Origin of the sequence: Bacillus fonticola, from assembly GCF_012955605.1 — a bacterium.
In the GTDB taxonomy this organism is placed as follows: Bacteria; Bacillota; Bacilli; order Bacillales; family JC228; genus Bacillus_CG; species Bacillus_CG fonticola.
In genome coordinates this window covers 3,028,339-3,053,849 of sequence record NZ_CP052135.1, presented here as the reverse complement: position 1 = coordinate 3,053,849, position 25,511 = coordinate 3,028,339, and the positions used below count along the sequence as shown (strand labels likewise).

General features: G+C 43.3%; 20 protein-coding genes. 14 read left to right on the top strand and 6 right to left on the bottom strand.

The window, feature by feature from the left end:
* The first annotated feature begins 154 nt into the window (after window positions 1-154).
* The gene (locus tag HHK01_RS14940; protein ID WP_170008512.1) at window positions 155-1,297 is read left to right on the top strand and encodes a TraB/GumN family protein; all 1,143 of its coding nucleotides are present in this window, start codon (window positions 155-157) and stop codon (window positions 1,295-1,297) included.
* A gap of 384 nt (window positions 1,298-1,681) precedes the next feature.
* Entirely contained in the window at window positions 1,682-2,479 is a 798-nt protein-coding gene (locus HHK01_RS14935) for a cytochrome c oxidase assembly protein (RefSeq protein WP_228027601.1), read from the top strand.
* Window positions 2,480-2,658: 179 nt separating this feature from the next.
* Here the strand turns inward: HHK01_RS14935 and HHK01_RS14930 are convergent, their stop codons facing one another.
* Both HHK01_RS14930 and HHK01_RS14925 read right to left on the bottom strand, forming a co-directional pair.
* On the bottom strand, window positions 2,659-3,231 hold the full coding sequence (locus tag HHK01_RS14930) for a cysteine dioxygenase family protein (protein ID WP_170008510.1): 573 nt from the start codon (window positions 3,229-3,231) through the stop codon (window positions 2,659-2,661).
* A gap of 236 nt (window positions 3,232-3,467) precedes the next feature.
* Entirely contained in the window at window positions 3,468-4,886 is a 1,419-nt protein-coding gene (locus HHK01_RS14925) for a Na+/H+ antiporter NhaC family protein (RefSeq protein WP_170008509.1), read from the bottom strand.
* A 260-nt stretch (window positions 4,887-5,146) separates the two neighbouring features.
* Between HHK01_RS14925 and argH the strand changes: the two genes are divergently transcribed.
* The 6 genes from argH to HHK01_RS14895 all read left to right on the top strand — a co-directional run bounded on the left by argH (window position 5,147) and on the right by HHK01_RS14895 (window position 12,049).
* Window positions 5,147-6,622 carry an argininosuccinate lyase gene (gene argH / locus HHK01_RS14920; RefSeq protein WP_170008508.1) on the top strand — a complete coding sequence of 492 codons (1,476 nt, stop codon included), beginning with the start codon at window positions 5,147-5,149 and terminating at the stop codon, window positions 6,620-6,622.
* Window positions 6,623-6,661: 39 nt separating this feature from the next.
* Window positions 6,662-7,945: a sugar ABC transporter substrate-binding protein gene (locus tag HHK01_RS14915; RefSeq protein ID WP_170008507.1), complete on the top strand. Its 1,284-nt coding sequence runs from the start codon at window positions 6,662-6,664 to the stop codon at window positions 7,943-7,945.
* 137 nt (window positions 7,946-8,082) lie between these two features.
* Complete coding sequence (locus HHK01_RS14910; RefSeq protein ID WP_228027600.1) at window positions 8,083-9,006, top strand: carbohydrate ABC transporter permease; 924 nt, start codon at window positions 8,083-8,085, stop codon at window positions 9,004-9,006.
* Between the two features lie 28 nt (window positions 9,007-9,034).
* Window positions 9,035-9,853 carry a carbohydrate ABC transporter permease gene (locus tag HHK01_RS14905; protein ID WP_170008506.1) on the top strand — a complete coding sequence of 273 codons (819 nt, stop codon included), beginning with the start codon at window positions 9,035-9,037 and terminating at the stop codon, window positions 9,851-9,853.
* A 128-nt stretch (window positions 9,854-9,981) separates the two neighbouring features.
* Window positions 9,982-10,512 carry a transposase gene (locus HHK01_RS14900; RefSeq protein ID WP_170008505.1) on the top strand — a complete coding sequence of 177 codons (531 nt, stop codon included), beginning with the start codon at window positions 9,982-9,984 and terminating at the stop codon, window positions 10,510-10,512.
* A gap of 163 nt (window positions 10,513-10,675) precedes the next feature.
* Window positions 10,676-12,049 carry a M20/M25/M40 family metallo-hydrolase gene (locus tag HHK01_RS14895; protein WP_407646968.1) on the top strand — a complete coding sequence of 458 codons (1,374 nt, stop codon included), beginning with the start codon at window positions 10,676-10,678 and terminating at the stop codon, window positions 12,047-12,049.
* Window positions 12,050-12,105: 56 nt separating this feature from the next.
* Here the strand turns inward: HHK01_RS14895 and HHK01_RS14890 are convergent, their stop codons facing one another.
* Window positions 12,106-14,160, bottom strand: a complete 2,055-nt coding sequence (locus HHK01_RS14890; protein ID WP_170008503.1) for a sensor histidine kinase — start codon at window positions 14,158-14,160, stop codon at window positions 12,106-12,108.
* A 277-nt stretch (window positions 14,161-14,437) separates the two neighbouring features.
* Between HHK01_RS14890 and HHK01_RS14885 the strand changes: the two genes are divergently transcribed.
* The 4 genes from HHK01_RS14885 (at window position 14,438) to HHK01_RS14870 (ending at window position 19,810) form a co-directional block, all read left to right on the top strand.
* Window positions 14,438-15,862 (top strand): S8 family peptidase, encoded by a 1,425-nt coding sequence (locus HHK01_RS14885; protein WP_170008502.1) that lies wholly within the window; start codon window positions 14,438-14,440, stop codon window positions 15,860-15,862.
* 92 nt (window positions 15,863-15,954) lie between these two features.
* Window positions 15,955-16,962, top strand: coding sequence for an asparaginase (locus tag HHK01_RS14880; RefSeq protein WP_170008835.1), 1,008 nt, complete (start codon window positions 15,955-15,957; stop codon window positions 16,960-16,962).
* A 61-nt stretch (window positions 16,963-17,023) separates the two neighbouring features.
* Window positions 17,024-18,073, top strand: coding sequence for a DmpA family aminopeptidase (locus HHK01_RS14875; protein ID WP_170008501.1), 1,050 nt, complete (start codon window positions 17,024-17,026; stop codon window positions 18,071-18,073).
* A 255-nt stretch (window positions 18,074-18,328) separates the two neighbouring features.
* Window positions 18,329-19,810 (top strand): alanine/glycine:cation symporter family protein, encoded by a 1,482-nt coding sequence (locus tag HHK01_RS14870; RefSeq protein WP_170008500.1) that lies wholly within the window; start codon window positions 18,329-18,331, stop codon window positions 19,808-19,810.
* Window positions 19,811-19,848: 38 nt separating this feature from the next.
* Here the strand turns inward: HHK01_RS14870 and HHK01_RS14865 are convergent, their stop codons facing one another.
* Window positions 19,849-21,042 (bottom strand): MFS transporter, encoded by a 1,194-nt coding sequence (locus HHK01_RS14865; protein ID WP_170008499.1) that lies wholly within the window; start codon window positions 21,040-21,042, stop codon window positions 19,849-19,851.
* 135 nt (window positions 21,043-21,177) lie between these two features.
* Between HHK01_RS14865 and HHK01_RS14860 the strand changes: the two genes are divergently transcribed.
* Window positions 21,178-23,016 (top strand): SgrR family transcriptional regulator, encoded by a 1,839-nt coding sequence (locus HHK01_RS14860; RefSeq protein ID WP_170008498.1) that lies wholly within the window; start codon window positions 21,178-21,180, stop codon window positions 23,014-23,016.
* 350 nt (window positions 23,017-23,366) lie between these two features.
* Here the strand turns inward: HHK01_RS14860 and HHK01_RS14855 are convergent, their stop codons facing one another.
* On the bottom strand, window positions 23,367-24,182 hold the full coding sequence (locus tag HHK01_RS14855; protein ID WP_170008497.1) for a DUF2935 domain-containing protein: 816 nt from the start codon (window positions 24,180-24,182) through the stop codon (window positions 23,367-23,369).
* Between the two features lie 25 nt (window positions 24,183-24,207).
* On the opposite strand from HHK01_RS14855, the gene HHK01_RS14850 reads away from it, so the two are divergent.
* Window positions 24,208-24,669: a hypothetical protein gene (locus HHK01_RS14850; RefSeq protein WP_228027598.1), complete on the top strand. Its 462-nt coding sequence runs from the start codon at window positions 24,208-24,210 to the stop codon at window positions 24,667-24,669.
* Here HHK01_RS14850 and HHK01_RS14845 read toward each other — a convergent pair.
* Window positions 24,584-25,450, bottom strand: coding sequence for a TetR/AcrR family transcriptional regulator (locus HHK01_RS14845; protein ID WP_170008495.1), 867 nt, complete (start codon window positions 25,448-25,450; stop codon window positions 24,584-24,586). The genes HHK01_RS14850 and HHK01_RS14845 overlap by 86 nt on opposite strands.
* Between the last annotated feature and the right edge of the window lie 61 nt (window positions 25,451-25,511).

Below are 25,511 nucleotides of genomic sequence, written 5' to 3'. Positions count from 1 at the left end.
TCAGAAATGATGTGGAATTTTATCGAACATCTTGAGGAAGAGAAGTGAAGATCAATCCATTTCGTTGTATAATGATAGAAATTATTTTATTCGTACGCCAAATTTATAAACGGAAGGAAGTTTACGTCTGAAAACGAATGAAAACGTCACTAGAATGCATTTAGATGGTAAGGAATTCATACTGATCGGTACCGCTCACGTTTCGAAACAAAGTGCCGAGCAAGTAAAGGAAGTCATTGAAGCCGAAAGACCAGACTCTGTTTGTATAGAATTAGATGAACAAAGGTATCAATCCATTACAGAGGGAAATGCATGGAGGGATATGGATATCTTTAAAGTGATTAAAGAGAAGAAAGCTACGCTGCTTTTAATCAACCTAGCCATATCCTCCTTTCAAAAGCGCATGGCAAAACAATTTGGGATTCAGCCTGGACAAGAAATGATTCAAGGGATTGAGTCAGCCAAAGAAATAGGCGCTGATCTAGTTTTAGCGGATCGAAATATTCAAATTACCTTTTCCAGGATTTGGCAAAATGTTGGATTGTGGGGAAAAGCAAAGCTTCTCGTACAGCTTATCTTCAGTATTTTTGATAAGGAAAGCATTTCAGAAGAGGAACTGGAAAAAATGAAGTCTCAAGATATGCTGGACACTGTTCTTCATGATTTCACAGTCCATTTTCCGAAATTGAAGACCCCATTAATTGATGAACGAGATCAGTACCTATCACAGAAAATTAGGGAGGCGCCGGGTAAGAAGATTGTGGCTGTCCTAGGAGCTGCCCACGTCCCTGGCATTACAAAAGAAATTGAAAAGGAGCATGATGTAGAGCGGTTATCCCAGGTGCCACCTAAATCAAAGGCACCTAAAATCATCGCTTGGACGATCCCGATCCTAATTTTATCGATTATTGCCTATACCTTTTATACAAATCCGTCAGCTGGTCTCGAACAAACGCTCAGTTGGGTGCTATGGAATGGATCTTTGTCCGCCATTGGGACAGCCATTGCGTTAGGACATCCGCTCGCCATACTGACTGCCTTTATTGCAGCGCCCATCACGTCTTTAGACCCGATCACGGCGGCGGGCTGGTTTGCAGGATTCGTACAAGCCTATTTCCGTCGACCGAATGTAGCGGACTTTGAAAGTTTGTCCGAGGATGTTCAAAGCGTGAAGGGATTTTGGAGTAATAAAGTAACACGTATCCTGCTTGTCGTCGTTTTTTCGAATCTAGGCAGCTCACTAGGTACATTTATTGGCGGTGCTGACGTAGTTCGATTGTTTATTGAAAGTTTGTAGAAAAGGTGTCAGACCCCCACTGCTTTAAAGCGGTAGGGGACTGACCTACGGATGAGTGTAATGAAAATCGCTCGTTTCATAATGAAAACAATGTGTTAACCTGTAAACTTCCGTAAATGTATGGATATTATGTGACAGACGTAGGCGGTTTGTTGACGCCATTACGAGAAAAGCTGATACTATAAATAGTAGTGTCTATTTTACTCATCCAATCATACAAAATGTAGAGTTTACTAGGATCGAGGTGCTGTCATAATGACTAAGTATTTTGTCTCAATTTTTCCCCTAATCTTTATATTCCGTCCTCTTAGTGCATCTGCAAATCAGAAAGAGGTCACTTATGATGTTACGAAAGGTTTTTTTGAACAATACTCTATCTTAGAGGTGTTAAATCCACTTTTATTACTCTTGCTAATTGCCGGGTATTTTTATTATTGGAGATGGGTCAATAAGGGCCCTAAAATAGTAGACGGTAAACGAACTTGGAAATATAAGCTTTACTTTGGTTTAGGACTTCTCACCATTTATGTCTCTTTAGCTGGTCCCGTTGCTATTCTAGCAGATAACTTGATTCTCAGCGCACACATGTTGCAACAGTCATTGATGTATATTGTGATGCCACCTCTTATATTATTGGGAATTCCAGGAGATAGAGTGAAAAAGATTGCTCACAAACTATTGACGTATAAATTTTTTGATAAAGTGTTAACCTCACCTTTAATTACACTATTTCTTTTCAACGTTCTATGGTCGTTTTACCATATTCCTGTTATTTACGAATATTTACTTGTAAATACAGTCCTACTAGAAGTGATACATGTAGTTGTCACGACTTCTGCCTTCTTAATGTGGATACAGGTGGTTCCTCCAGTGGAAGAATTAAGTAAACTATCGGAGCTAAAAAGAATGGCTTATATGTTTGCCAATGGGATACTCATTACACCTGCATGTGCGCTGATCATATTTGCACCAGGGATACTATACCCATCTTTACTAGAAGCACCAACCATTATAGAGATTTTGCCTCCGATAGAAGATCAACGAACGGGTGGCATTATTATGAAAGTTGTCCAAGAGTTTTCTTATGGCGTCGTAATTGCATATATTTTCTTTAAATGGGCTAAGAAAAATAGAGAACTAGAGGAACAAGACCTGATTACTCCCGATATAAAAATATCCTAGAGTTATTATTTGGTAAAGAATTGATTTCTCGGTGGTAGACTAATGGTATGAAAAAAAAGTATCCAAATATAAACACAGAAAAAAGATGGTTGTCTCCACTGCAACAAGAGCGGGAAGGCAACCATCTTTTTTGTAGCAATTTTTTAGAATAAGAGTGTTTGCGAGGAGTAGGCACTGCACTACATGTAATTCACGTGATGTTCACGTGTTACGTATACCTCTTCATCAGGTGATTTATCAAATATAAGAAATTTCTGTAATTTCTTTCCGTAAACGTGGACGGTAATCGCAGTTTGAAGACCTTCCACCTCTAAAATATGGCAATCGGCAGGTGGTAAGAGTTGACCAGTAGCCTGTTCATTGATGATGACTGTATCGGTATAGCGAAGTTTCACGGTATCGACGGAAATGCGCCCCACCTGTAAATAGTTTGTCGCCTTGATCTGACCGCACAACACGCCTTCTACTCCCCAAGTACCATCATGATCGTGTAACGGTGTACGTTGACCGGGCTGCCATACTAATGCAATCACCTCAAAGCGATCGTGGGGGTCGTGGTACAACGAATGTCTAGCATATCCTTTGTCATTAGGTGTTTGTTTTTCTGGAGGGAGCCAGGAAGCAGACTGAACTAGTTTTCCCAATAGTGGTTCAGCCAAGGTCACCTTCTCCTCATCAGTCTTTGCTCGCTCCACTGCCTCTGTCATCTCTCGTATAAATTCATCGAAACTGTAATTCTTTTGAATTTCCATTGTAAGGACTCCTTTATTTTTGATAAACACTTGGGACTAGGTTCATTAAAAATGTGAGTTACCTTGACTCAGAGAGTAAAAGGCACCTTTTGGCCAATCGCAAGGCAAAGGTCAAAAAACAATCCCCTACCGGACAAATAATTTCCTTCCTTTTATTATAAATGCAAAATAACTGTCTAAGCAATGCAAATTAGGCATCAGACCCACGCTGCAATCACGCAGTAGGGTTCTGACACCTAGAACAACATCCCACTCCCCAAGTACAATCCACTCGCAATTGCGGCACCGATTGCACAGATTTTTAATTTGTAGCGCGCATAGTCAACAAGGGGCATTTCTAAAATTGATGCGGTGGTGATGGTTGTGTCACCGAGAGGAGAGGTCATAGCGCCAAAGGTACCACTGGCAAATACTGCGCCAACGGTTAATGGGATAGAGGCCCCCGTTGCGGTTGCAAGTGTTATTCCAAGCGGCATGAACAAGCCCCACGTTCCCCAACTCGAACCAATGAAATAGGCCACTGCGGAGCCGAGTAAAAAAATAATAGCCGGAATGGTGAAGGCAGGCAAGAAATCCCCTAATGTCTCACTGATAAATTGGGAAAATCCGAGATCCTCTGCAGTTAACGACAACGCCCACACAAGTACGAGCAGAATAATGGCTTGCATTAACTGATTTCCACCATCGAGAAAGTGGTAGAGTATTTCGTCAAGTGACTGGCGCCGAACCACGTAAAGAATAAAGGTAAGGATCAGCGTAACAAAGACCGCTAGTAGCATAATAAAAGTAGCGTCGGCTTTTGAAAATGCTTCAAATATGGATTGGGCTCCTTTTGCCATTCCGTCCTGCCATAATAAATAGAGCGACATGCCAAGAAGAATAAAGAGCGGGATGATGAGATGCCACGGTTGCGCCTTAACCATAGATAGTTCCTTTTTTGTACCAATGCCATGGTAAGGATGCTCCTTAGGCTCCTCTTTTTCCTGAGGCCCGCCATGCTCAATTCCTCCTTTAGACTTCCAAAAGGTTTTCACAAGACCAAGAATGAGCATAACAATTGCGAAGAAATTAAAGGGAATACTGAGCAAAAAAACCTCATAAGGCGATACATTTAACCCGTTCTCCTGAATACCAGCTTCCACAAGTGACATCATGAAGCCTACGAAAGCAGTGGCAACAGGTAAGAGCACGATGACAGAGGCAGTCGACACGTCCATCGTGAAGCCTACTTTTTGCTTTGACATATTCATCTTTTCCATAAGTGACTTAATGACAGGCCCAATCATCATGATACGAAACATCGGCATCATAAAGGTAAAAGGCAATGTCAGCCAAATCAAACTTAATAAACCACGTTCAGAGTTAATCTTTTCTCCGATCCATTCAGAAAATCCTTTGATTCCACCAGCAATTTTCATCATACCTACCAAACCGCCAAACAGGTAGAGGAACCCTATGATCTGGATGTTCGTCTCTTTGGACAATGTGGTGACAATATAGCGAACGGCTTGTTGAGAACCACTTAGGAGTCCCGCCTCTACAATGAAAGATCCAACGAGAATTCCGAGTACAAGTCCAGGTAGAATCTTTTTCAGCCATATAGACATTCCGATCACGATGATAAATGGAATGAGTGAAAGCCAAGCGTTCTCCATCAAAATGCCTCCTCTGTATGTATTCATGTTCCCCATGAAAAGCTGAATTTATCCAGGTGGTAGTCCCCATCTCTTTAACGCGGTGGGGGTCTAATGCTTATGGAAATGGCATATTTTACAGTAGAAAGCATTTTTAAAGTGGGCCTTGAGGGAGGAGACCCCTTATAGGAGCAGGAGTTGAACATGAAGGAAGAAGATATTGAGTATTTTCGGTAACCATACGAGAAGACTTTTGAACTTAAACGTTGAGGAGAAGGTACATGAATAAACGGTCAAAGATTTACGTAGATTCAATACTAGAGCCTATATATCGTTTTACAAAAAGGGAATATTTTGTCTACATCCTTCAGATCAATATCGCGCATATTAGCATGCTCGCTAAGCAACAAATCCTTCAACACGAGGAAGCAACTAAGATGGTAGAGGTAAACCGTTCTCTACAACGAGAAGGCTTTGACAAAGAATATGATCCACAATTCGAAGACCTGTTTTTCATGCTTGAGGATCAAATGACGCAGATGGTTGGAGAAGAGTTAGTCGGGAACATGCACATAGCCTTTAGTAGAAACGATATGGATGCTACGATGTTCCGAATGCATTTTAGAAAAAAGCTGGCTGAATGGTTGGAAGAGATCACACAGCTACAAACACGATTGCTACAGATGTCAACAGAGCACAAAGATACGATTATGACTGCCTATACACACAATCAGCAAGCACAACCTACGACACTTGCCCATTACCTACTCGGGCTCGCTAATCATTTGCAAAGAGACCTAGATCGTGGATACGCCTTATTAGAAAGAATGAATGAATGTCCAATGGGTGCGGCAGCATTAGGAACCACGGGATTTCCGATTGATCGAGAGTACATGGCAGAGATGCTCGGTTTTGATAAGGCAATGGATAATTCCTATGATGCAATTGCGGCAGCGGATTATATGCTAGAAATTGGATCGACACTCTCCATCTATTTATCTACGCTCTCACGATTTGTGTATGATTTTATATTTTTAGCTACAAATGAGGTCAGTGGAGTCCGTTTAGATGACTCTTTAGTCCAGACGTCGAGTATTATGCCACAGAAGCGAAACCCATCATCTTTAGAGCATACAAGGTCAGCCATCAGTCACACACTAGGAAGACTTCAAGGAACTTATTACATGACTCATAGTGTACCGTTTGGCGACATTGTAGACATTGGGGATGATATCCAGCCTGTCTTACAGGAAGGAATAGATGAAACAGTGTCGATTACAAAGCTTTTAAGCGAAATTTTATCAAACACTTCCTTTAATAAACAGGAGCTTTTGAAGAAATGTGAGAATGGATTTTCGACTGTAACGGAGCTGGCTGATGCCCTCGTTAGGCAGCACGGCTTCTCGTTTAGAATGGCCCATAAAATCGTCCAATCCTACGTGGGGGACCTTATCAATAAAGGCTCTGATCTAAAGGAGGGTGTTTTTCAAGAGTTCAAGAAAGTCGTTTCAGATACCTCTGGAGTAGAGATTACCATGTCGGAAGCGGATTATCTACAGGCAATTGATCCAAGGAATTTTATACAAGTAAGGGCCATCAAAGGTGGACCAAACCCCAATGAAACGGAAAGGCAAGTAGCCAGTTTGCAGGTCCGTTTAGAAAGGATGACTGAGAAAGTAAGGAAGTTTCATAGAAAACTTCAAACCTATGAAAATAAGCTTGATGTAGCAGAACTAATCAAAAGTGAAACGAACTAGCAGCTATTTAAAGTTGGAAAATGGGGGGAGAAAATACTTATGAAGAAAAAATGGGGAGTCTTATTAGCATCTATAATGATTCTTTTATTGTCGGCATGCTCAGGAAACAACAATGAAGCAGCTGGCGATGGAGACGAGATCGTTTTGGAATACTGGCAATACTTCTATGAGTCCAAGGTTGATTTAATGGATGAGTTAATTAAAGAGTTTGAGGCAGCTAATCCTGGCATTAAGATTGATCAAACAACCTTTCCATATGACTCATACAATGAAAAGGTAGCTACGTTAGTTCCTGCCGGGAAAGGTCCAGATATCATTAACCTTTATTACGGATGGGTTCCGAAATACGTGGATTCTGGCTATTTACAGCCTTTATCACAAGATGTCTTTCCGCAAGAGCAGATTGAAAAGGACTTTTTCCCGTTTATTGACTCGGTAAAACTAGATGATGAGTATTGGGTACTGCCGACAGCTGTTCGTACACTAGCCTTATTTTATAATAAAGATTTATTCGCTGAAGCAGGTTTGACAGAGCCCCCGAAAACATGGGATGAACTGGTAGACTATTCAGTTGCGCTAACCGAGAGAGATTCGAACGGACAGCTCGTAACGGCTGGAATGGCGTGGGAGCTAGGGGGACAGCTCCATAACTGGTTTAGAGACGCTCTTATTTACCAAGCGGGTGGTGAAGGACTAAGTGAGGATCGAAAAACGTTACTTTGGGATGATACAGGTGCTGGATTAGAAGCCTTTACTTACTTAGTTGAATTTGCCACTAAATATAAGGTAGGAGAAAAGGGATTTTATCAAAATGATGTGACAGCATTTAAAACTGGAAACGCGGCGATGAACGTGGATGGTTCTTTCCGATTAGGCACGCTGGCAACCGATACACCGGATTTAAATTACGGGGTTGCTCCACTTCCATCCTATAAAGAGGAAGCGACGCAATCATCCTTTTGGGCAAATGGAATTACAAGCAAGGTGGAAGGTGAAAAATTAGATGCAGCAAACAAATTCCTTGAGTTCTTAACGAGTAAGGATGTTATGGAAAGATGGTTAGAAGAAGTTGGAGAGCTTCCAGCTAAAGAAGAGGTTGCATTTCAGGATAAGTACTTAACCGATGAGAAAATTGGACCATTTATCGAGCAACTGCCAAACGCTAATGCCCACTTCTTTGTCGATGAAACACTAGAAAGGGATTATGTCATTCAAGCAACGGACAAAGTAGTGTTGGGCGAGGCTACCATTGAAGAAGCATACGATGAATTGGTTCAAAAGACGCAAGCGCTATATGACGAATATTGGAGCAATCGGAAATAGAGGGTACACGGTGCCAAAGCCGTAAACGTGTTCGTTCGGATCTGTATTTGGGAGTAGGGAGACTTTCAACCGTCTCCCTACCCATTTTGAGTTTTACCAGGAGAGAAGAAAGTGTGTATACAAGGGGGCTTTGAATTGTGGCGCAGACGGAAATGAATGCAAAAATGAAGTCGAAAAAAAAGACCAAGCTCTCTCTTAGGCAGCAAAGAAATATATTCGTATACAGTTGTTTAGCCGTCCCGCTGTTGTTTTTTATTTTCATTCGATTTGCACCGACACTCTATACCTTTAATGTAGGTTTTCGCGAATGGGATATTCTCTCCAGCGTAAAGCCGTTTGTGGGTCTTGATAATTACGTTGCGTTATTTCAAGATGAAGTCTTTCTCAAGTCATTAAAGAACACATTTATTTATGTGATTTTTGGTGTAATCGGTCAGTTGATCGTCGGCTTAGGAGTGGCCTTGTTACTACAAAGGATTAATAAATTTGTGGGCCTGTTTAGGGTCATTTATTTCATCCCTTACGTAACGAGCATTGTGGCGGTCAGCTGGGTGTTTAAGTGGCTATTTATGAACAATGGGATTGTGAATAGTATGTTGATCGATCTAGGGTTTGAGAAGCAGTTATTTCTAAATTCTCCTGATCAAGCAATTTATATCATTATTGCCTCTATGGTCTGGCAAGGATTAGGTTTCCAAATGGTGATCTTTCTGGCGGGGCTTGAGAATATCCCGAAAATGTTTTATGAGGCTGCGGAGATTGATGGGGCCAACAGCTGGCAAAGATTCTATCGCATCACGTTACCTCTTTTAAACCCAACCATTGTATTTTCAGCTGTTATAGGAAGTATTTCATTTTTGCAAACCTTCACACAAGTGCAAAATATGACAATGGGGGGTCCATTAAATTCCACCAATTCGTTAGTTCACTATATTTATCAGTTGGCATTTCAACAGTTTAAGATGGGCCCTGCCTCAGCAGCGACGGTGATTCTTTTTCTCATCATCCTAGTGTTAACCCTATTCCAAATGAAAGTATTAACGCGGAAGTTTGACTATTAACTAAAGAATGAGGGGGTGCACATGAAAAATGGCAACATCTAGAAAAGTGAAAAAGGTAATTGTGTATAGTTTATTACTATTTGGATCTGTTTTTATGTTGTTTCCGTTTGTTTGGATGATCTCGACTTCCTTTAAAACACCACTAGAAGTTTTTTCGCTACAGATCATTCCTGACAATCCAACACTTGAAAACTATATAGAAATTTTCAAAGATACATTATTTGGAAATTGGTTTATGAATAGTTTAATAATTGCAGTGGTTACGACGTTAAGTGTAGCTTTTTTTGATACTTTAGTTGGATATATTTTAGCTAAATTTCATTTCAAAGGCAGTAAGATTATTTTCATTTTCATTTTAAGCTCGCTGATGATCCCCACGGAGATGCTAGTAATCCCTTGGTATCTGATGTCAACAGAACTAGGGTGGGTTGATACATACTGGGGAATTATGTTTCCAGGTGTGATTTCCGCCTTTGGAATTTTTCTCATGAAGCAATTCATGGAATCGATTCCAAATGATCTTTTGGATGCAGCAAGAATTGACGGAATGAGTGAATTTAACATCTTTCTCAAAGTCGCCATTCCGCAAGTTTTCCCTGCATTGTCAGCCCTATGTATCTTTACTTTCTTAGGGAATTGGAATGCCTATTTATGGCCCCTCATCGTAATTGAATCGCCAGAACTCCGGACGTTACCAGTGGGACTTGCCTTTTTCTCTGGTGAAAATGAGGATTACTGGGAGCTGATCATGACCGGTGCAACAATCGCCGTCATTCCACTGATCATCGTATTCCTTATATTCCAAAGACAAATCATCAAAGGAATCACGCTAACGGGGATGAAATAAAAACAGGGTGTCAGACCCCCACCGCTTTAACGCAGTGGGGGTCTGACACCCTAAGAGAGGAGTTGCGATTTTTATGTCGAATTATATTCTAAGTAACAAAAGATTCTATAAAAGGAGGTGTAACTAAGTTGTCTAGAAAGCACAGAATTTGGTATCCAGGTGCCAGCTTTCACGTTACAAGTCGCGGAAATCGAAAAGCTGCACTGTTTTATGAAGATGCCGACAGACTCCAGTATCTCTCCATTCTTGAAGAAGCCCGCGAAAGATACCCTTTTCAACTTTTCTCTTATTGTCTAATGAACAACCACCTTCATCTCCAGATAAAAACCATCCAAGATCACCCCCAGCATTTCATGAAAATGATCAACACCCGATATGCTAAATTTTTCAATAAGAAGTACGAGTTGGTTGGACATGTTTTTCAGGGAAGGTACGGATCAAAGCTAATTCAATCCATTCAATACCAACTGCAAGTAAGCAAGTATGTTCACCTCAATCCAGTAGAAGCCGGGATGATACTAAGTCCTCAAGACTACAGGTGGAGTAGCTGCGCAGCTTACGTTTCTGATCAACATAATCGCCACGTAACTACAGAAGAAATTTTGTCTCACTTCGAACAACCTCAAAAGGAAAAATATTATCAGTATTTATTGAAGTAGGGTGTCAAAGTAGGGTGTCAGACCCCCAGCACTTTAATGCATTACTATAGTGGGGGTCTGACACCTGACTGACACCTGTCAAAAAGAAGGATTCTTTTCTTCGAGCGTCGAAATGTATATATGTCACATTATTCTGAAAGGGGAAGTTTTAGTGAGTGAACATTTGAATAGTCTAAAGAAATTCACAAAGGAATTAGTCCCTGAATCAATTGAGACATTAAAGGACTACTTAGGATTGCCTACTATTTCTGCGCAAAATAAGGCAATTCCCGAAACGGTTCAATTTGTTGTGCATATGATCCATGAAGCGGGTGGAGAAGTCGAAGTGTTAGATGACCTTGGTGGAAACCCGGTTGTGTATGCTTTCTTTGCAGCTGGAGAGCAGGGAGATGCCGAGAAAACGCTCCTTTTTTATAATCACTATGATGTGCAGCCTCCAGAGCCCTTTGACGAATGGAACACAGAGCCGTTTGACCCGACAATTGTGGATGGAACGTTATTTGCCAGAGGTGTGGCCGATAACAAAGGAGATCTCGTCGCCCGGTTGACTGCCATCAAGGTTTTGCAACAGGTTGAAGGGGGTTTGCCTTGTAATATCAAGTTTTTACTTGAAGGGGAGGAAGAAATCGGAAGTCCAAATTTAGCCCCTTACCTTGAGAAGTATAAGGATTTGTTTAAGGCGGATGCTTGTATTTGGGAATTTGGTGGTAAAGACGAAAAAGACCGGATCAGCATGGTGGCAGGCATAAAAGGCATGGCCTATATGGAGTTGTCCTGCGTGGGGGCAGACATCGATATGCACTCGTCCGTTGGAGCCTACGTGGATAATGCAGCATGGAGACTTGTTCAGGCGTTAGCTACGATGAGAACTCAAGATAATGACATTTTAGTGGAAGGCTTCTTTGATGGCATTCTAGAGCTAACCGAGTCAGAAGAGGAGGCTGTCAAAGAGCTCCCGTTCAATGAAGAGGCGGTTGCGGAACTCTACGGGCTTAAGCGTCCACTAATCACAACAGCTCAAGGCGTGGATCCGAGAGTGGCAATGGTTGCTAAGCCGACAATGACCATTTGCGGAATTGAAAGTGGCTATACAGGCGAGGGGGCAAAAACAGTCCTGCCAAAGAGTGCGAAGGTAAAACTGGATTGTCGACTCGTACCGGGTCAAGATCCTGACCACATATTTGAGTGTATTCAGAATCACTTACAAAAACATGGTTTTGAAGATATAAAAGTCACCTTGCTCAATGGGCAAAAGGCGTACCGATCAGACTTCAGTCATCCGTTCGTTGCACACGTCACGGAGACAGCCCGTGAAGTATATGAGAAAGATAGCGTGCTAGCACCGAACTCTGCTGGTACAGGTCCTATGTATATATTCGGCGAGCAGCTTAATCTGCCGATTGTCAGCACCGGAGTCGGCTGGGTGGGGGCAAAAGCACACGCACCTAATGAATCGATTCGTCTAAAAGATTTTGAGCAGGGAATTGTTCATATGGCCCATATGCTCTCAGGATTTCCGGTGGCGCTTAACAAATAACAAAAAAGGGGTGTCAGTCCCCCACCGCTTTAACGTGGTGGGGGACTGACACCCCTTTAAAATTGAACCGGAAGACTAAAATAAAAAGTACTTCCTTTTCCTTTTTCACTTTCCGCCCCAATCGTCCCGTGGTGATAGGCGATGATTTCTTTGCAGATAGCTAATCCCAATCCGACACCAGAGCTCTTGTTCCTTTTAATAGTAGCACTGCGGTAATAGCGTTCAAAAATATTCCCAAGCTCTGAATCTGAAATCCCACTGCCTGTATCTGCGATTTCCACCTTTGCAATCCCATTCTTATCGTCTATCTTTTGTATCTCTAAACGAACAGTAATAGTACCTGTGGGGGGAGTAAATTTTTGTGCGTTTTTTAGTAGGTTAGAAAAGACTTGTTCAATTCGAACAGAATCAATGTTGCCGAGTATTCTAGTATCTACATTGTTTTGTACTGTAAAATTCACATTGTGGCAGATCGGGAGCTCATACTTTTGATAGAGCTGTTGGAAATAAGGGATTACTTCCACATCTTCAAAGTCGAAGGGGATTTGCCTTGTTTCCAATTTGGTTAACTCGAATAGGTCTTCCATCATGTGTTCCAGGAATAGTGTCTTGTCTTTGAGAATGGTCCAGTATTTAGGATCATTACTCGGAACAATTCGGTCAATAATCGCCATGATGTATCCTTTTAGCGACGTAAGAGGAGTCATAATCTCGTGTGTAATATTGGCAAAAAGCCGTTGCCTAAACTCCTCTTTTCTCGACAATTCTAGGTTGGCTTGTTCTAGTTCCGAATTCATTCTTTGCAAATCTACGGTTCTTTCTTTAATTTTTTCTTCGAGTGACTCGTTCAAGATAGATAGTTCACGGGAAAGCCTTTCTACGTTTGCAAATGCCTTTGAATACTTCACCGCCAGATTGATTGACTGAGTAAATAAGTAGATCAGTACCCCTAAAGGAATCAAATCCCCCACGTTTGTTAAATAGCTATAGTAAAGGATATCACTCATAATGGTCGCACTCAGAAAACCTAGCCCGATTAGGTTAAGGAGTGAACCTTCCCTTTTTTGTTTGGCAGCTAAAAGGTAAATATATAAAATGTAAAGAATGGTGGGAGTTGCTATTCCATAAAAATATAAAAATAGCACCTCAGTGTAAACGACTGCAGGTACCACTACAACGAATAGTACAAGTATCCCTGTACTCCACTGCAAGAGGCGCACAAACCACATTTTCATGAGATCTGGGTATTGAGAGTTTATAAATAATACTAATAAGAGCAGACTACCAAACGGAGCGATATACTCCAATTTCACCCCAATTTCCCAACTTAGCATAGGAAATAAATAGTAGGCAGTCCCTTGTCCTACAAACAGTGTCCGAATAGCGATGAGTGCGCATACACCGCCAAAGTATAAGGAAGCACGTTCTTTTCTTCTCGTTAAATAGTGAAATAAATAGAAGAAAGCCATAATTAAAAGGCTACCTACTATAAAAATCTCATACATATAACTTATGTTTTGCTGATACGACAATTGTTCCTCTGTTCCCAGGGTAAGACTATCCCAAATCCCCCCTTTACGCTGAACAAAATTGGAAACTTGTATCACGACATCCAATTGATTAGATTCAGGTTGAAAATAGATGACTTTTGAATAACTTGTAGGAACCATTTCCTCAGCAGTTTTCCCAACCACTCCGTTTGAAGCTTGCAACTCCTTGTTTATCCATAATTTATATGAGGTGGCAATGCTTGGTATACGGAGAGCGAGCGTTCGTTCTTCAAGAATAGTAGGTAGCTGAATTCGTAGTCGGTATGTAGCGTACCCCTTGTTCGAAATGTTTTGGTTTTTAGTTTCATAGGTACTCCATGGGTTAGGAACCATGACGTATGAAGGCTTGAAAGATATGGTGGAAGAAAAGTCAGTTGGTTCTAGTAACTTACCCCAGTACAGCTCCCATTGACCTTTTAATGGAAATACCGCATCCGTTTCCTCGTTCCAACCCGTTAAATCTACGATGCCGTTTTGGGGTTGGAAATCGTAATTAGCTCCTACTTCTGAGCCAGGAAGGAACAATACGACTAACAACAACACATATAAATATCTCGTCACACTGACATCCCTCATAGAATAGATTTTCTAATGCTAAAGACCTTGTTTACATGGTACATTTTTTTGTTTAGGTTGTATATTAGACGGAAGGGATTCGTTCAAGTTAGGTGACTTAATACCCCGAAATATGACAATAACTCTCTTGTTTTTTAGAAACATGTAAGTATATGTTGTGCACATGTTGAAGGAAAAGAATAGTGGAATGGCTAATTAGTAATGTATGCGAAACAGCCCTTTTAAGGGTGAATCGTAAAATACCATTTCGAGGAGGAATAAGATGAAAAAGCTTTTTGCAATTGTAGTGAGTTTTGTACTATTAATGAGTTATTTACCAGTTGTAAATGGTGTCAGCGCGACTACTCAAGCGGAATACTATTCGGTTTTATTTAACACAAACAACATTCCTGAAGACTTTGATGAGCAGGTGAAAAGCCTGGGTGGAGAAGTCGTGTATTCTGTCCCTGAAATTGGCTTTGTGCAAGTAAAAGCTTCACCGTCTTCATTCTCTGAATTAAAAGGAATGGGTGGTGTGAGCGCAGCTAATCCATCAATTTCCTGGAATCTACCAGAATCTGAAAAAATTGAAGAAAGCATTGTAAATCCTGCTGATGCAGCACTTTGGGACCTACAATGGGATATTCAACGTATCACAAATAACGGTGCAAGCTATGAGCTTGGTACGGGGTCACGTGATGTAGTCGTAGGTATCATCGACACAGGTATTGACCGTGATCACCCTGATTTAGAGGGTAACTTATTACCAGGCTCGAAAAACTTTGTACCGGCTGGTGGTTTCCAAGGTACTGAACCTACTGAAACTGGTGATCCAGACGCATTTGATGATAAAAACGGACACGGTAGCCATGTTGCCGGATCAATCGCGGGTAACGGAGCGATGTTAGGGGTAGCACCGGACACAGGAATTCGTGCGTACCGTGTATTTGGTACGAGTTCTGCAGAATCTGCTTGGATTTATAAAGCAATGATTGCGGCTGCAAATGACGGTGTAGATGTCATTTCAATGAGCCTAGGTGGATTCGATGTTCTAGGGCAAACATTTTACATCGATCCAGAAACAGGTGAGAAACAAAAGCTCGGAAACGATGTAGCCGATTTCAAAGCCTATAAGCGTGTCGTAAAGTATGTAACAGAGAAAGGATCCCTTGTCGTCGCTGCTGCAGGTAATGACGGTATTAATGCGACAAACAAAAACGAAGTGACGAATTTCTTGAACGCTTCCTATGGTGGGGATGGTTTGTACTTTGTTGGTGCGGGGTTTGAAGTACCTGGAACGCTCCCTGGTGTTGTGACAGTTTCGGCAACTGGACAAAATGACGTGCTAGCGAATTACTCAAACTACGGGCCGGGATTTATTGATATCGCAGCCGTTGGTGGAGATGCCAGACTGTACGATCAATATGTTAATGAAGGTAGGTTCGGAGAGTATTTAGCAAAACGCCTATTCGAAACGGAGTTCAACTTAAGTGCGAGTAATACGGGTGGTTGGTACTGGTCAATTGGTACTTCTATGGCAACTCCAAAGGTTTCAGCAGTGGCTGCATTACTCGTTGATAAGTATGGAAAAATGGAACCATCAAAGCTTGAAGACCTTCTATACAAAACAGCTGTCGACCCTGTAAAAGGACAAGACAAAAAGTACTTCGGAAACGGGCATTTGAACGCGTTTGAGGCTTTGCAATAGTTTTTGTACTGGGTGTCATACTGGGTGTCAGACCCCCACCGCTTTAAAGCAGTGGGGGTCTGACACCCCAAACAATCAAAGGGGAAAACATGATGGAGAAGGCAATCACGGTTTACAGAGGCAAGTACATAGAAAGCACACACAACATCCATGTGGCAGTTGTTGATACAAATGGAAATCTCATATATTCATACGGTGATCCTAACCGGTTAACGTTTCCGCGCTCGTCTATGAAGCCATTTCAAGCGATACCGGTCATCGAAACAGGGGCCGCAGATGCGTTTCAATATGAGGTTGCGGATCTTGCTTTAATTTGTTCGTCTCATAATGGAGAAGAGATGCATAGAAGTCGAGTGACCGACATTTTGAGTAGAGTGACGCTTCCTGAGAAAGCGCTTCAATGCGGTACACACATTCCGTTTGACGGTGAAAGTTATAAAGAACTCATCCGAGGTGGCGGTGATCTTACGTCTCTCTACAGTAATTGTTCTGGTAAGCATACGGGGATGCTGACGGCTGTTGCCCACAGGGGAGAAGACCTCGATTCTTATCGAGAACTCAGTCATCCGCATCAACAACGAATCTTAGATGCAGTGGAGACAGTATGCGATTTTCCGAAAGAAGAGATTGGCATAAGTGTCGATGGGTGCGGGGTGCCGGTTCATCGTCTCCCTCTCTTTCATGCAGCTTTAGGATATGCACGTCTAGCCCAGCCTGTTACCTTGAAGGATGAACTCCGTGCCCAAACGCTCGAGAGAATCCGCAAAGCGATGACCACCTACCCAGAACTAGTCGGGGGGACGAACCGCTTTGATACCGATTTAATGAGAGCATTCCAAGGCAGAATCGTCGCAAAAGAAGGGGCAGAGGCGGTTCAGTGCATAGGAGACTCGGAGACTGGGATCGGAATCGCAGTTAAAGTAGAGGACGGCAACAAACGAGGGACAAGCGTGGCGATGATGGAAGTTTTGAAACAACTAGGCATAGGGAACGAACGTATTTATGAGCAACTCCAGCAGTATGTGCACGCACCGGTCCTGAATGCACGGAAGGACGCTATTGGTGTAATTCAACCTAATTTCACTTTGAAGAAAAAGTAAAGAGGTGTCAGTCATCACTGCTTTAAAGGGTTGGGGGACTGACACCGAAAAAAAGTGAGGGATGGCAGTGAAAGTAAGAGATAGAGGAATCGTCGTCGGCACCATTCCGACCGGTACAAAAAACTGCATTACAGACGTAGACGGTGTGCGGGTAGGTCATGTTACGCTCGATTATACGTTAGATGGCGATGAGTACGCGTGCACAGGGGTCACAGCCATCTTACCGCATGAAGGAAATCTGTTTACCGAAAAAGTGACGGCGGCGAGCTACGTGATTAATGGTTTTGGCAAAACGACAGGGCTTGTCCAGCTGAACGAGCTCGGCGTGTTAGAGTCGCCTATAATGCTCACCAATACTTTCGGTGTTCCGGCTGTTACGCAAGGCACTTTGCAATACATGTTGGAGAGGAATCCAGACGTGGGCGATACGACTGGCACGATGAACGTAGTCGTCGGTGAGTGCAATGACAGCTACTTAAACTCGATTCGCCATTTCCCTGTCAAACCGGAGCATGCCATCGAAGCGATTCAGAACGCAACGGACCAAACTGCAGAAGAAGGGGCAATCGGTGCGGGGAAAGGCATGGTTTGTTTCGGATACAAAGGTGGCATCGGATCGTCTTCACGTGTTGTAGGTGAATATACAATAGGGTGTTTAGTGCTTAGTAACTTTGGCAAAAAGGAAGAATTTCAGCAGCCTCGTTATTGTGTGTCAAATAAGGAACGAGTAAAGGCTTTATCCGAAACGTCTGATGGCTCCATTATGATTGTGCTTGCAACGAACGCACCCCTTAGTGACCGACAGCTAGTGAGAGTCACAAAGCGTTGTGGCATCGGACTTGGAAGAACAGGTAGTCATTTCGGTCACGGCAGTGGAGATATTGTGATTGCGTTCTCAACTGCCCACAAAATTGCTCACTCTCACAATCAAATGTTAGAAACAAGAACCCAGTTACGCGAGGGTCATCCGATTATGAATCAACTCTTTACCAGTGCGGCCGAGGCAACTGAAGAGGCGATTCTTAACTCGTTGTCGCAAGCTGTCACGACAAAAGGGAGAAATGGACAAGTTGTTGAGCAGTATCCATTTGGTGAGGGAGCAACGGTATAGATTGTTTTGTTTGAGCCAATATTTGTTCGATTGAGTGAAAATTTGTTGAATTTTCCGTTTCCTTCGCACTTGTCAAAAATCAAGGACAATCTTTTGCCTTTTTAAATTTATTTAGTGAATTTTCCAGCAACTATTTGATATACTTTCCTAGAGAGATGTAAAGAGTCAAGCTCGTTTTCTATTTTCGTTCTTATAGTACAATTTGTAAACCGGAGAATGACCACATCTCTTAATATGAATAAAGGGGGAATAGGGATGGCTGATTTATGGAGTTGGCTGACGGTTGACGCGGCTGGTTGGTTCAATGGAATCCTTTGGAGTACACCGATGATTATCTTTATTATTGGAGTCGGGCTATTATTTTCAATCCTAACAAGGTTCTTGCAACTACGACTGATCAAGGACATGGTGAAACAGTTATTTGGGGGTAAAAGTTCTAAAGCGGGGATTTCTTCTTTCCAGGCCTTTGCGGTTGCGCTATCGGGGCGAGTTGGAACAGGTAATATTGTGGGGACAGCGACGGCTATTGGCTTCGGTGGTCCCGGTGCTGTTTTTTGGATGTGGGCGATTGCCTTTGTTGGCGCAGGTACGTCCTTCGTAGAATCAACGCTTGCCCAAATCTACAAAGTCAAGCAGGACGGTGAATATCGCGGGGGACCTGCTTATTACATCGAAAAGGGAATTGGATGGAAGTGGTATGGAATCGTGTTCTCCATTGCCACGGTGATTGCATTAAGTTTCCTCATGCCTGGAGTACAGGCGAATGCGATTGCATCGACTATAGATAATGCATTTGGTATAGCGACGTGGGTTACAGGTCTTGTGGTTGCTATTGTTCTAGCACTTGTCATATTTGGAGGAGTGAGACGAATTGCAAATGTGGCACAAGTAGTCGTTCCTTTCATGGCCATCGTTTACGTGCTCGTTTCGCTCGTTATTGTTGCGATGAATGTTACTGAGTTGCCTGCAGTTATCTCACTCATATTTAGCAGTGCGTTTGGTGCTGAAGCAACTTTTGGCGGAATCCTTGGTGCGGCAATTTCTTGGGGAGTAAAGCGTGGGCTTTATTCCAATGAGGCTGGGCAAGGAACTGGTCCGCATGCTGCTGCTGCCGCTGAAGTGTCCCATCCTGCTAAACAAGGATTGGTTCAAGCCTTCTCTGTGTATATCGATACATGGTTAGTCTGTTCTGCGACTGCCTTTATGATTATTTTCACAGGAATGTACAATACAGAAGCCCCTGATGGAACGATGATTGTTGAAAATCTACCAGGTCTTGAAGCGGCAGATTTTACACAAGCAGCTGTTGAATCAGTGTTACCAGGTTTCGGATCAGGATTTGTAGCGATTTCCCTATTATTCTTTGCATTCACTACGATTATGGCATACTACTACATGGCAGAAACGAATGTTGCCTACCTAATCCGTGGGAAATCCAATAAATGGGCCATGTTTGTATTAAAACTTGTACTTGTTGGAGCGGTATACTTCGGCTCTGTCAAAACCGCTGCAAACGCTTGGGTGTTCGGAGACATCGGTCTCGGTCTCATGGTTTGGCTAAACTTGGTCGCCATTCTAATCTTGGCAAAACCAGCATTGACGGCATTAAAAGATTACGAGGCACAGAAAAAACAAGGCTTGGACCCAGTCTTTGATCCAGAAAAACTCGGAATTGACAATGCAGACTACTGGGTGGAAAGAAAGAAGGAAGAAAAGGCAAAAGAAAAAGTCTCATAGAAAAAATTCGACAGGTACCTGGTACCTGTCGAATTTTTCTATGCCCTTCGTAATTGGAACAGCAGTACCCAATATAACCCGAGAACAAGCAGCCAGCCCCCTGCAATGAGGTAGACCGCCGCAATACTTCCCCACTGAATAACAACAAATGCTAGCAGTGGCCCGAGTGCTGCCCCTACATCAACGACAATCGTATGGGCGGTCATCATTTTGATACGGTCAGTTGTAGCTGCAACCGATGTAGCGAGCGTATCTATAACTGTCACAAACAATGTAGAGATGAGCTGGAAAGCGATCAACCCTAGCAATAAAAATAGTAGGCTGCTTGTTGTGCCTAGGAATATAAACAGTACAGCACCTGTGAACAACGCAAACGACGCGAAAACATGTTTCTTGTTCGATTGATCGAGCCGTTTTCCCATTGTCGGTGCTAAAAATGGATCCCAACCCCACCGGATGGCTTGGATGATTCCAGCTAGTGTCGCAGCGCCAATCGTAATTTGTGCGGTCGACCATTCGTTGACATAGAGCCGCTCGATTAATTGCCCTAACGTTGCCGCAAAAACACCGAAGATTGTAAACCCCATCGTCAAACCTGTAAGTAAAACGGCGATGACCTGATGAGTCAGCCAAGGGCTCTTGGTTTCAGATTTTTTCTCTTCCGTTTGATCATCAACAGTGAGCGGGATAGATAAAAACACTGCCGGGATAGCGAAAAGTCCAATTATGGCAAACGTGGTTGTCACAAACAGGATGGATGTTTGATCGACAAGAAACCCTCCACCCAGCATCCCGACGAGTCCACCAATTCCCCAAAGTCCGTTGTAAAGTCCAACGTAGTGTCCCCGATTGGTATCGTCTGACGTTTCTAAAACGGTTAAGAAGCCCCCGAGTCGTAGAAAGGACCAGGCTACACCCCAAATAGCTCTCATTAAAAGAAGAAGCCAGAAGCCTTGTAGAACTCCGTATGAAAATGTCGCCACAATGGCCAACACCACAGCAAATAAAAAACCTGTTCGACGCTGGTACCGACGATAAAACCACCCGACCACAGGATTGATCGGTAGTCGAATGAGTCGATTTACTGCTAGAAGCACCCCAATTTGCCAAATGGCGGTTAATCCGAATTTCTGCCAGTATAACGGCAAGACGATAATGAACATCGCATCCCCAAGTACGGAAACCGCTGTAATGAAAGCGATTAGCACGACTTGTCGTTTTTGCCTGAGCATTGAATTGATTCTTCTTTCTTCGCACATTTCCGTCACTCCAATCAGCGCTGCCTTCCTCTATTCTAGTTCTCATAAGGGGAAAGAAAAGTGTATATTTGTATTAAATAAATTTCCCCTTTTTGGAGGCGTGTGATTATGAAGTTGTTAGAGCATTTTGCGAGCCTTGTGCGTACGGTGGGATCAGACAGGATGACGGCATTAACAATGAGCACTGCTGAGTTGGCAGATGTATTTTGTTGTTCCCCTCGAAATGTGAAATTGATTATTCACAGTATGACTGATCTGGACTGGATTAGCTGGGAATCTGGTCGTGGACGAGGAAATAAATCCACTCTCACCGTGCATGCAAATTTGGAAGAGTTGGTGTTAGAAGAGGCAAAAACCGTCGCGAAGCAGCATTCGTTTGAAGAAGCCTTGAACACGCTGAAGAGTTTTCATTTAGACGAGCGTTACCGTGCTGAATTTTTGCAGTGGTTTTTTACATCCTTTGATAGCAGGCAAATGGGTGCCGCTGCCGGTGAACACCTTAGCTTTCCAAGTTATCGCCCTTTGCCATCACTCGACCCAGCCTTTGTTGATCGACGAACAGAAAATCATATGATGAGACATATTTTTGATACGCTCGTTCGTTACGATGAAGGTACAGGGAAGCATGTGCCGCATCTGGCTCATGCTTGGGAGACGAACGAGGAGCACACGGTCTGGAGATTTTATTTGCGAAAAGGGGTGCTCTTTCATCACGGAACCGAGATGACAGGCGAAGATGTTGTCTATAGTTTTGAGCGTCTTCGGCATCCGCACTCTCCTTACCGATGGTTTTTGAGACATGTGAAGAAGTGTGTTCAGCTAAATCGGTATGCTGTCACTTTTGAGCTAGCTCAACCGTGCTCATTTTTTCTTCACCTCCTGGTATCGTTAGGTGCTAGCATCGTGCCCGTACACCTTGGAGGACGGGGAAACTTTGCAAATCTACCTATCGGGACGGGCCCTTTTCAAGTGAAGCAAAATGACGAACACAAGTTCACGATGGAGGCTTTTGCCTCGTATTTTGATAAAAGGCCACATCTTGATGGTGTCGATCTTTACTTTTTCCCGCATTTGTACGAGCAACAAAGATGGAACGAGTTTGCCGACGATGAGCAGGTGAATTTCTTTCATTATCAATATCCTGATGAGAAGGAAGCTTATGTGAAGACGTCTGTGATGGATCGAGGGAGTAAAGTGTTGACTATGAATCTTCGGAAATTTGGTGTAGGTTGTGATGAGTGGCTTCGGTGCGCGATTGACCGAGCGCTCGATCGGGAGAAGCTCATCGAGGATCTAGGTGGCAACCGTTCAGTTGCGGCAGGGACATTTTTGGAAGGGGCTCCTTTTGAACAAAGTAGCTTGGGCGACGAGCAAAGCGTCCAAGAATGTCTGAGGAAGAGTCATTACAACGGCGAGGTGCTGTCACTCGTAACGTATCAAGGGGCAGGAAACGAACGAGATGCAGCTTGGATTCAAGAGAGGCTGGCTGAATGTGGCATTCGAGTAGCGGTGACTGCCTATCCACTGGAAGAGCTTGTTGAGGGTGAACAGATAATGGAACAGGCAGACTTTCTGTTGGCGGAGCAACTATCTCACGAAGACCCTTTGCTCACTTATTTATCCGTTTTTCTCGGGGAGAAAAGTGTGATTGCACGACACATGGCTGAGGTAGATAGGGACAAATGTAGAGAAATAGTGGATAAAGATGCTGAAGCCCTTTTGGAACAGTTTCATCAAGTAGAAATATCACTCCGAGAGCAACGAGCCTTCTTGTCCCTCTACAGACTCGAACAATTTGCCTTTTATCAGCCAGATCTCCAAGGAGTCACGATCAATGCGTTAGGCTGGGTGGATTATACGAAGATGTGGTTTAAGCAGGCGCCGGTTGAACAGCAAATACCGAACAGTCTAGCAAGTAAAACAAGCCCCGAGTCGAGAAATAGGTAAGATAAATCGGCGGATAGGTCTCATAAACCGGTGGATGTGCCTCGTAAATCGGCGGATAGGTCTCGTAAGCCGGTGGATGTACCCTGTAAATCGGCGGATAGGTCTCATAAACCGGTGGATGTGCCCCGTAAATCGGCGGATAGGTCTCATAAACCGGTGGATGTGCCTCGTAAATCGGCGGATAGGTCTCGTAAGCCGGTGGATGTACCTCATAAACCGGTGGATGGGTCTCTAAACCAGCGGATAGGCCAGGTAAACCGGCGGATAGACCCCGGAAGTCGTGGGTCGAACCTCGAACATAAGAAAAAAAGCCCTCTCATTCCAAAGGGCTCACTGTTTGGAAATCTCCACTACCCTTGCGTCCTCTCCTTCGTCGGATCGCAATCAGGTTGTTTCACGACATCAGTGGTTTCGCTTAGCTTCGTTAAGTAATAGCATTCTTCCCGCGCCATGTGATCGGCCATGAGTGGGGTTAAGATGCCGAGCGTTTCTTTACGTAATTCCATTTCCTCCAGCTCCCGAAGGAAATGCTTAAAGAGTGTCATTTCGAGTTCGATGTCTTGGTGGAAGCGGGAAAGCGCTGGGAACTTTGAGACGTTTGCACGTAAGTAGCCTGCCATTTCCACGGCTTTCAAATAGAATGCTTCCCAGTCTTTGGTGAACTGTTCTCCGTGTTTCTTTAGCTGCTTTTCCACGCGATCTAAATTGTTGTCAATCGCTCCGGCGTGCCCGGCAGCATCTAATAGCCAGAGAAGATCATGGTGGAGCGGATGAACGTCAGGTGCCCGTTCCCCTTTTTCGTAATGCGAGAATAATCGTAACGCTTCATCGAGTTCGTTCACCATGTGATTGACGAAGGATGGGGTGAGCATGATCTTGATCTTACCGACCAAATGTTGCTTAATGATAGTTAACTTGAACTTGCGTAATGCCTCTCCTTCTTTTTTGGCCTCTTTTACTAATTTAATGAGCGATTGCTGACTCGTTATACCTGACCTAACCCTTTCAAGAAGTCCATCAAATTGCGTAATAAATTGTTCGGCCTTTTGAATGTATTTCTTCTCGCTTGGAGCTAATGAATCATGAATAAATCGGCTGTGGTCACCAAGAACCTGTGTCCAAAACTCCAGCTCAAACTGTACTTCTTCGCCAAATGACTTATGCATTTCTCCACCTCCCGCTATCCAACATATGAAAAGTATGAAGACAGTATGTAAAAAGGCGTCAGAACCCAGCGCGATCAGAGGAATATATCCGCGATCAGGAGAATATATCCGCGGTCAGAGGCAGATATCCGCGGTCAGGGGAATAATATCCGCGATCAGAGGCAGATATCCGCGGTCAGGGGAATATATCCGCGATCAGCGGCAGATATCCGCGGTCAGAGGCAGATATCCGCGATCAGCGGCAGATATCCGCGGTCAGGGGAATATATCCGCGGTCAGGGGAATATATCCGCGGTCAGAGGCAGATATCCGCGATCAGGGGAATATATCCGCGGTCAGGGGAATATATCCGCGATCAGAGGCAGATATCCGCGGTACTGCGGGGTCTGTCACCGCCTTTGTTATAATCCAAACTTCTCAACGATCCTCTTTCTTACATCATGAAACTGTGGCAAAGTTTCTAAGTTTGATAGCATCCCTTTCATAACAGGAATTCTCGGATGATCACTTTCCAATTCAGCCTCGAGAACTTCTAGCGTAACGAGGACTTCTTCGTAGTCTTCCCCTTGCACCAGGCTTTGTTTGCTCTTCGCAATTGCTTGCAAAATTTCTTTCGTCGTATCAAATTCCTGATCTACCGTACAATCAGTCAACTGACTCGCAAAATCTGCTGGCAACAGCGCAGGCTCGCCAGTTTTTGCAAATCCCTCAACGATGTGATCTGCTCGCGTTAACAAAAAGTCTGGAAGCCTCTCCAAATCAACCTCCACGATATCAAAAATGACGAGCTCCATATATTGATGACCCATCCCTTGGATAAGCATGATCAAGTCAGAAAGGTAGGGCTGTACTTGCTTTCCGTAAATGTCTAGCAAGCTCCGTTTATAAAAGAGAAACGATTCCATCTTCATTTTTCTGATGAATTGCTCAATTTGATCGTTAAACGGAACCGCGTTTTCCCGAGCCTGCATGATGATAAATTCCTTATGATGAGCAATCCCTTGTAAATAAAACTGTAATTGCCTTACAAATCTCTCTTTAGGAGTCAACTCTGCTTTTTTTACTTCGTTCACTCTATTTTGAATTTGTTCGTAGTAATGTTGAAAGATGCTGAGTAATAGGTCATCTTTAGATTTGACATAAAGGTAAAAAGCCCCTTTAGAAATGCCTACTTCTGTTACAATTTCTTGTACGGAGGTGCTCGCAAAGCCTTTTCTTGCAAAGAGTTTACTAGCTGCTTCTACTATCCACTTTTCCTTTTCTTTCATCGTATCGCGCTCCAATCAACAGTTCCCTCTATTATAAAGAAAAGAGGGATTACATCAAACC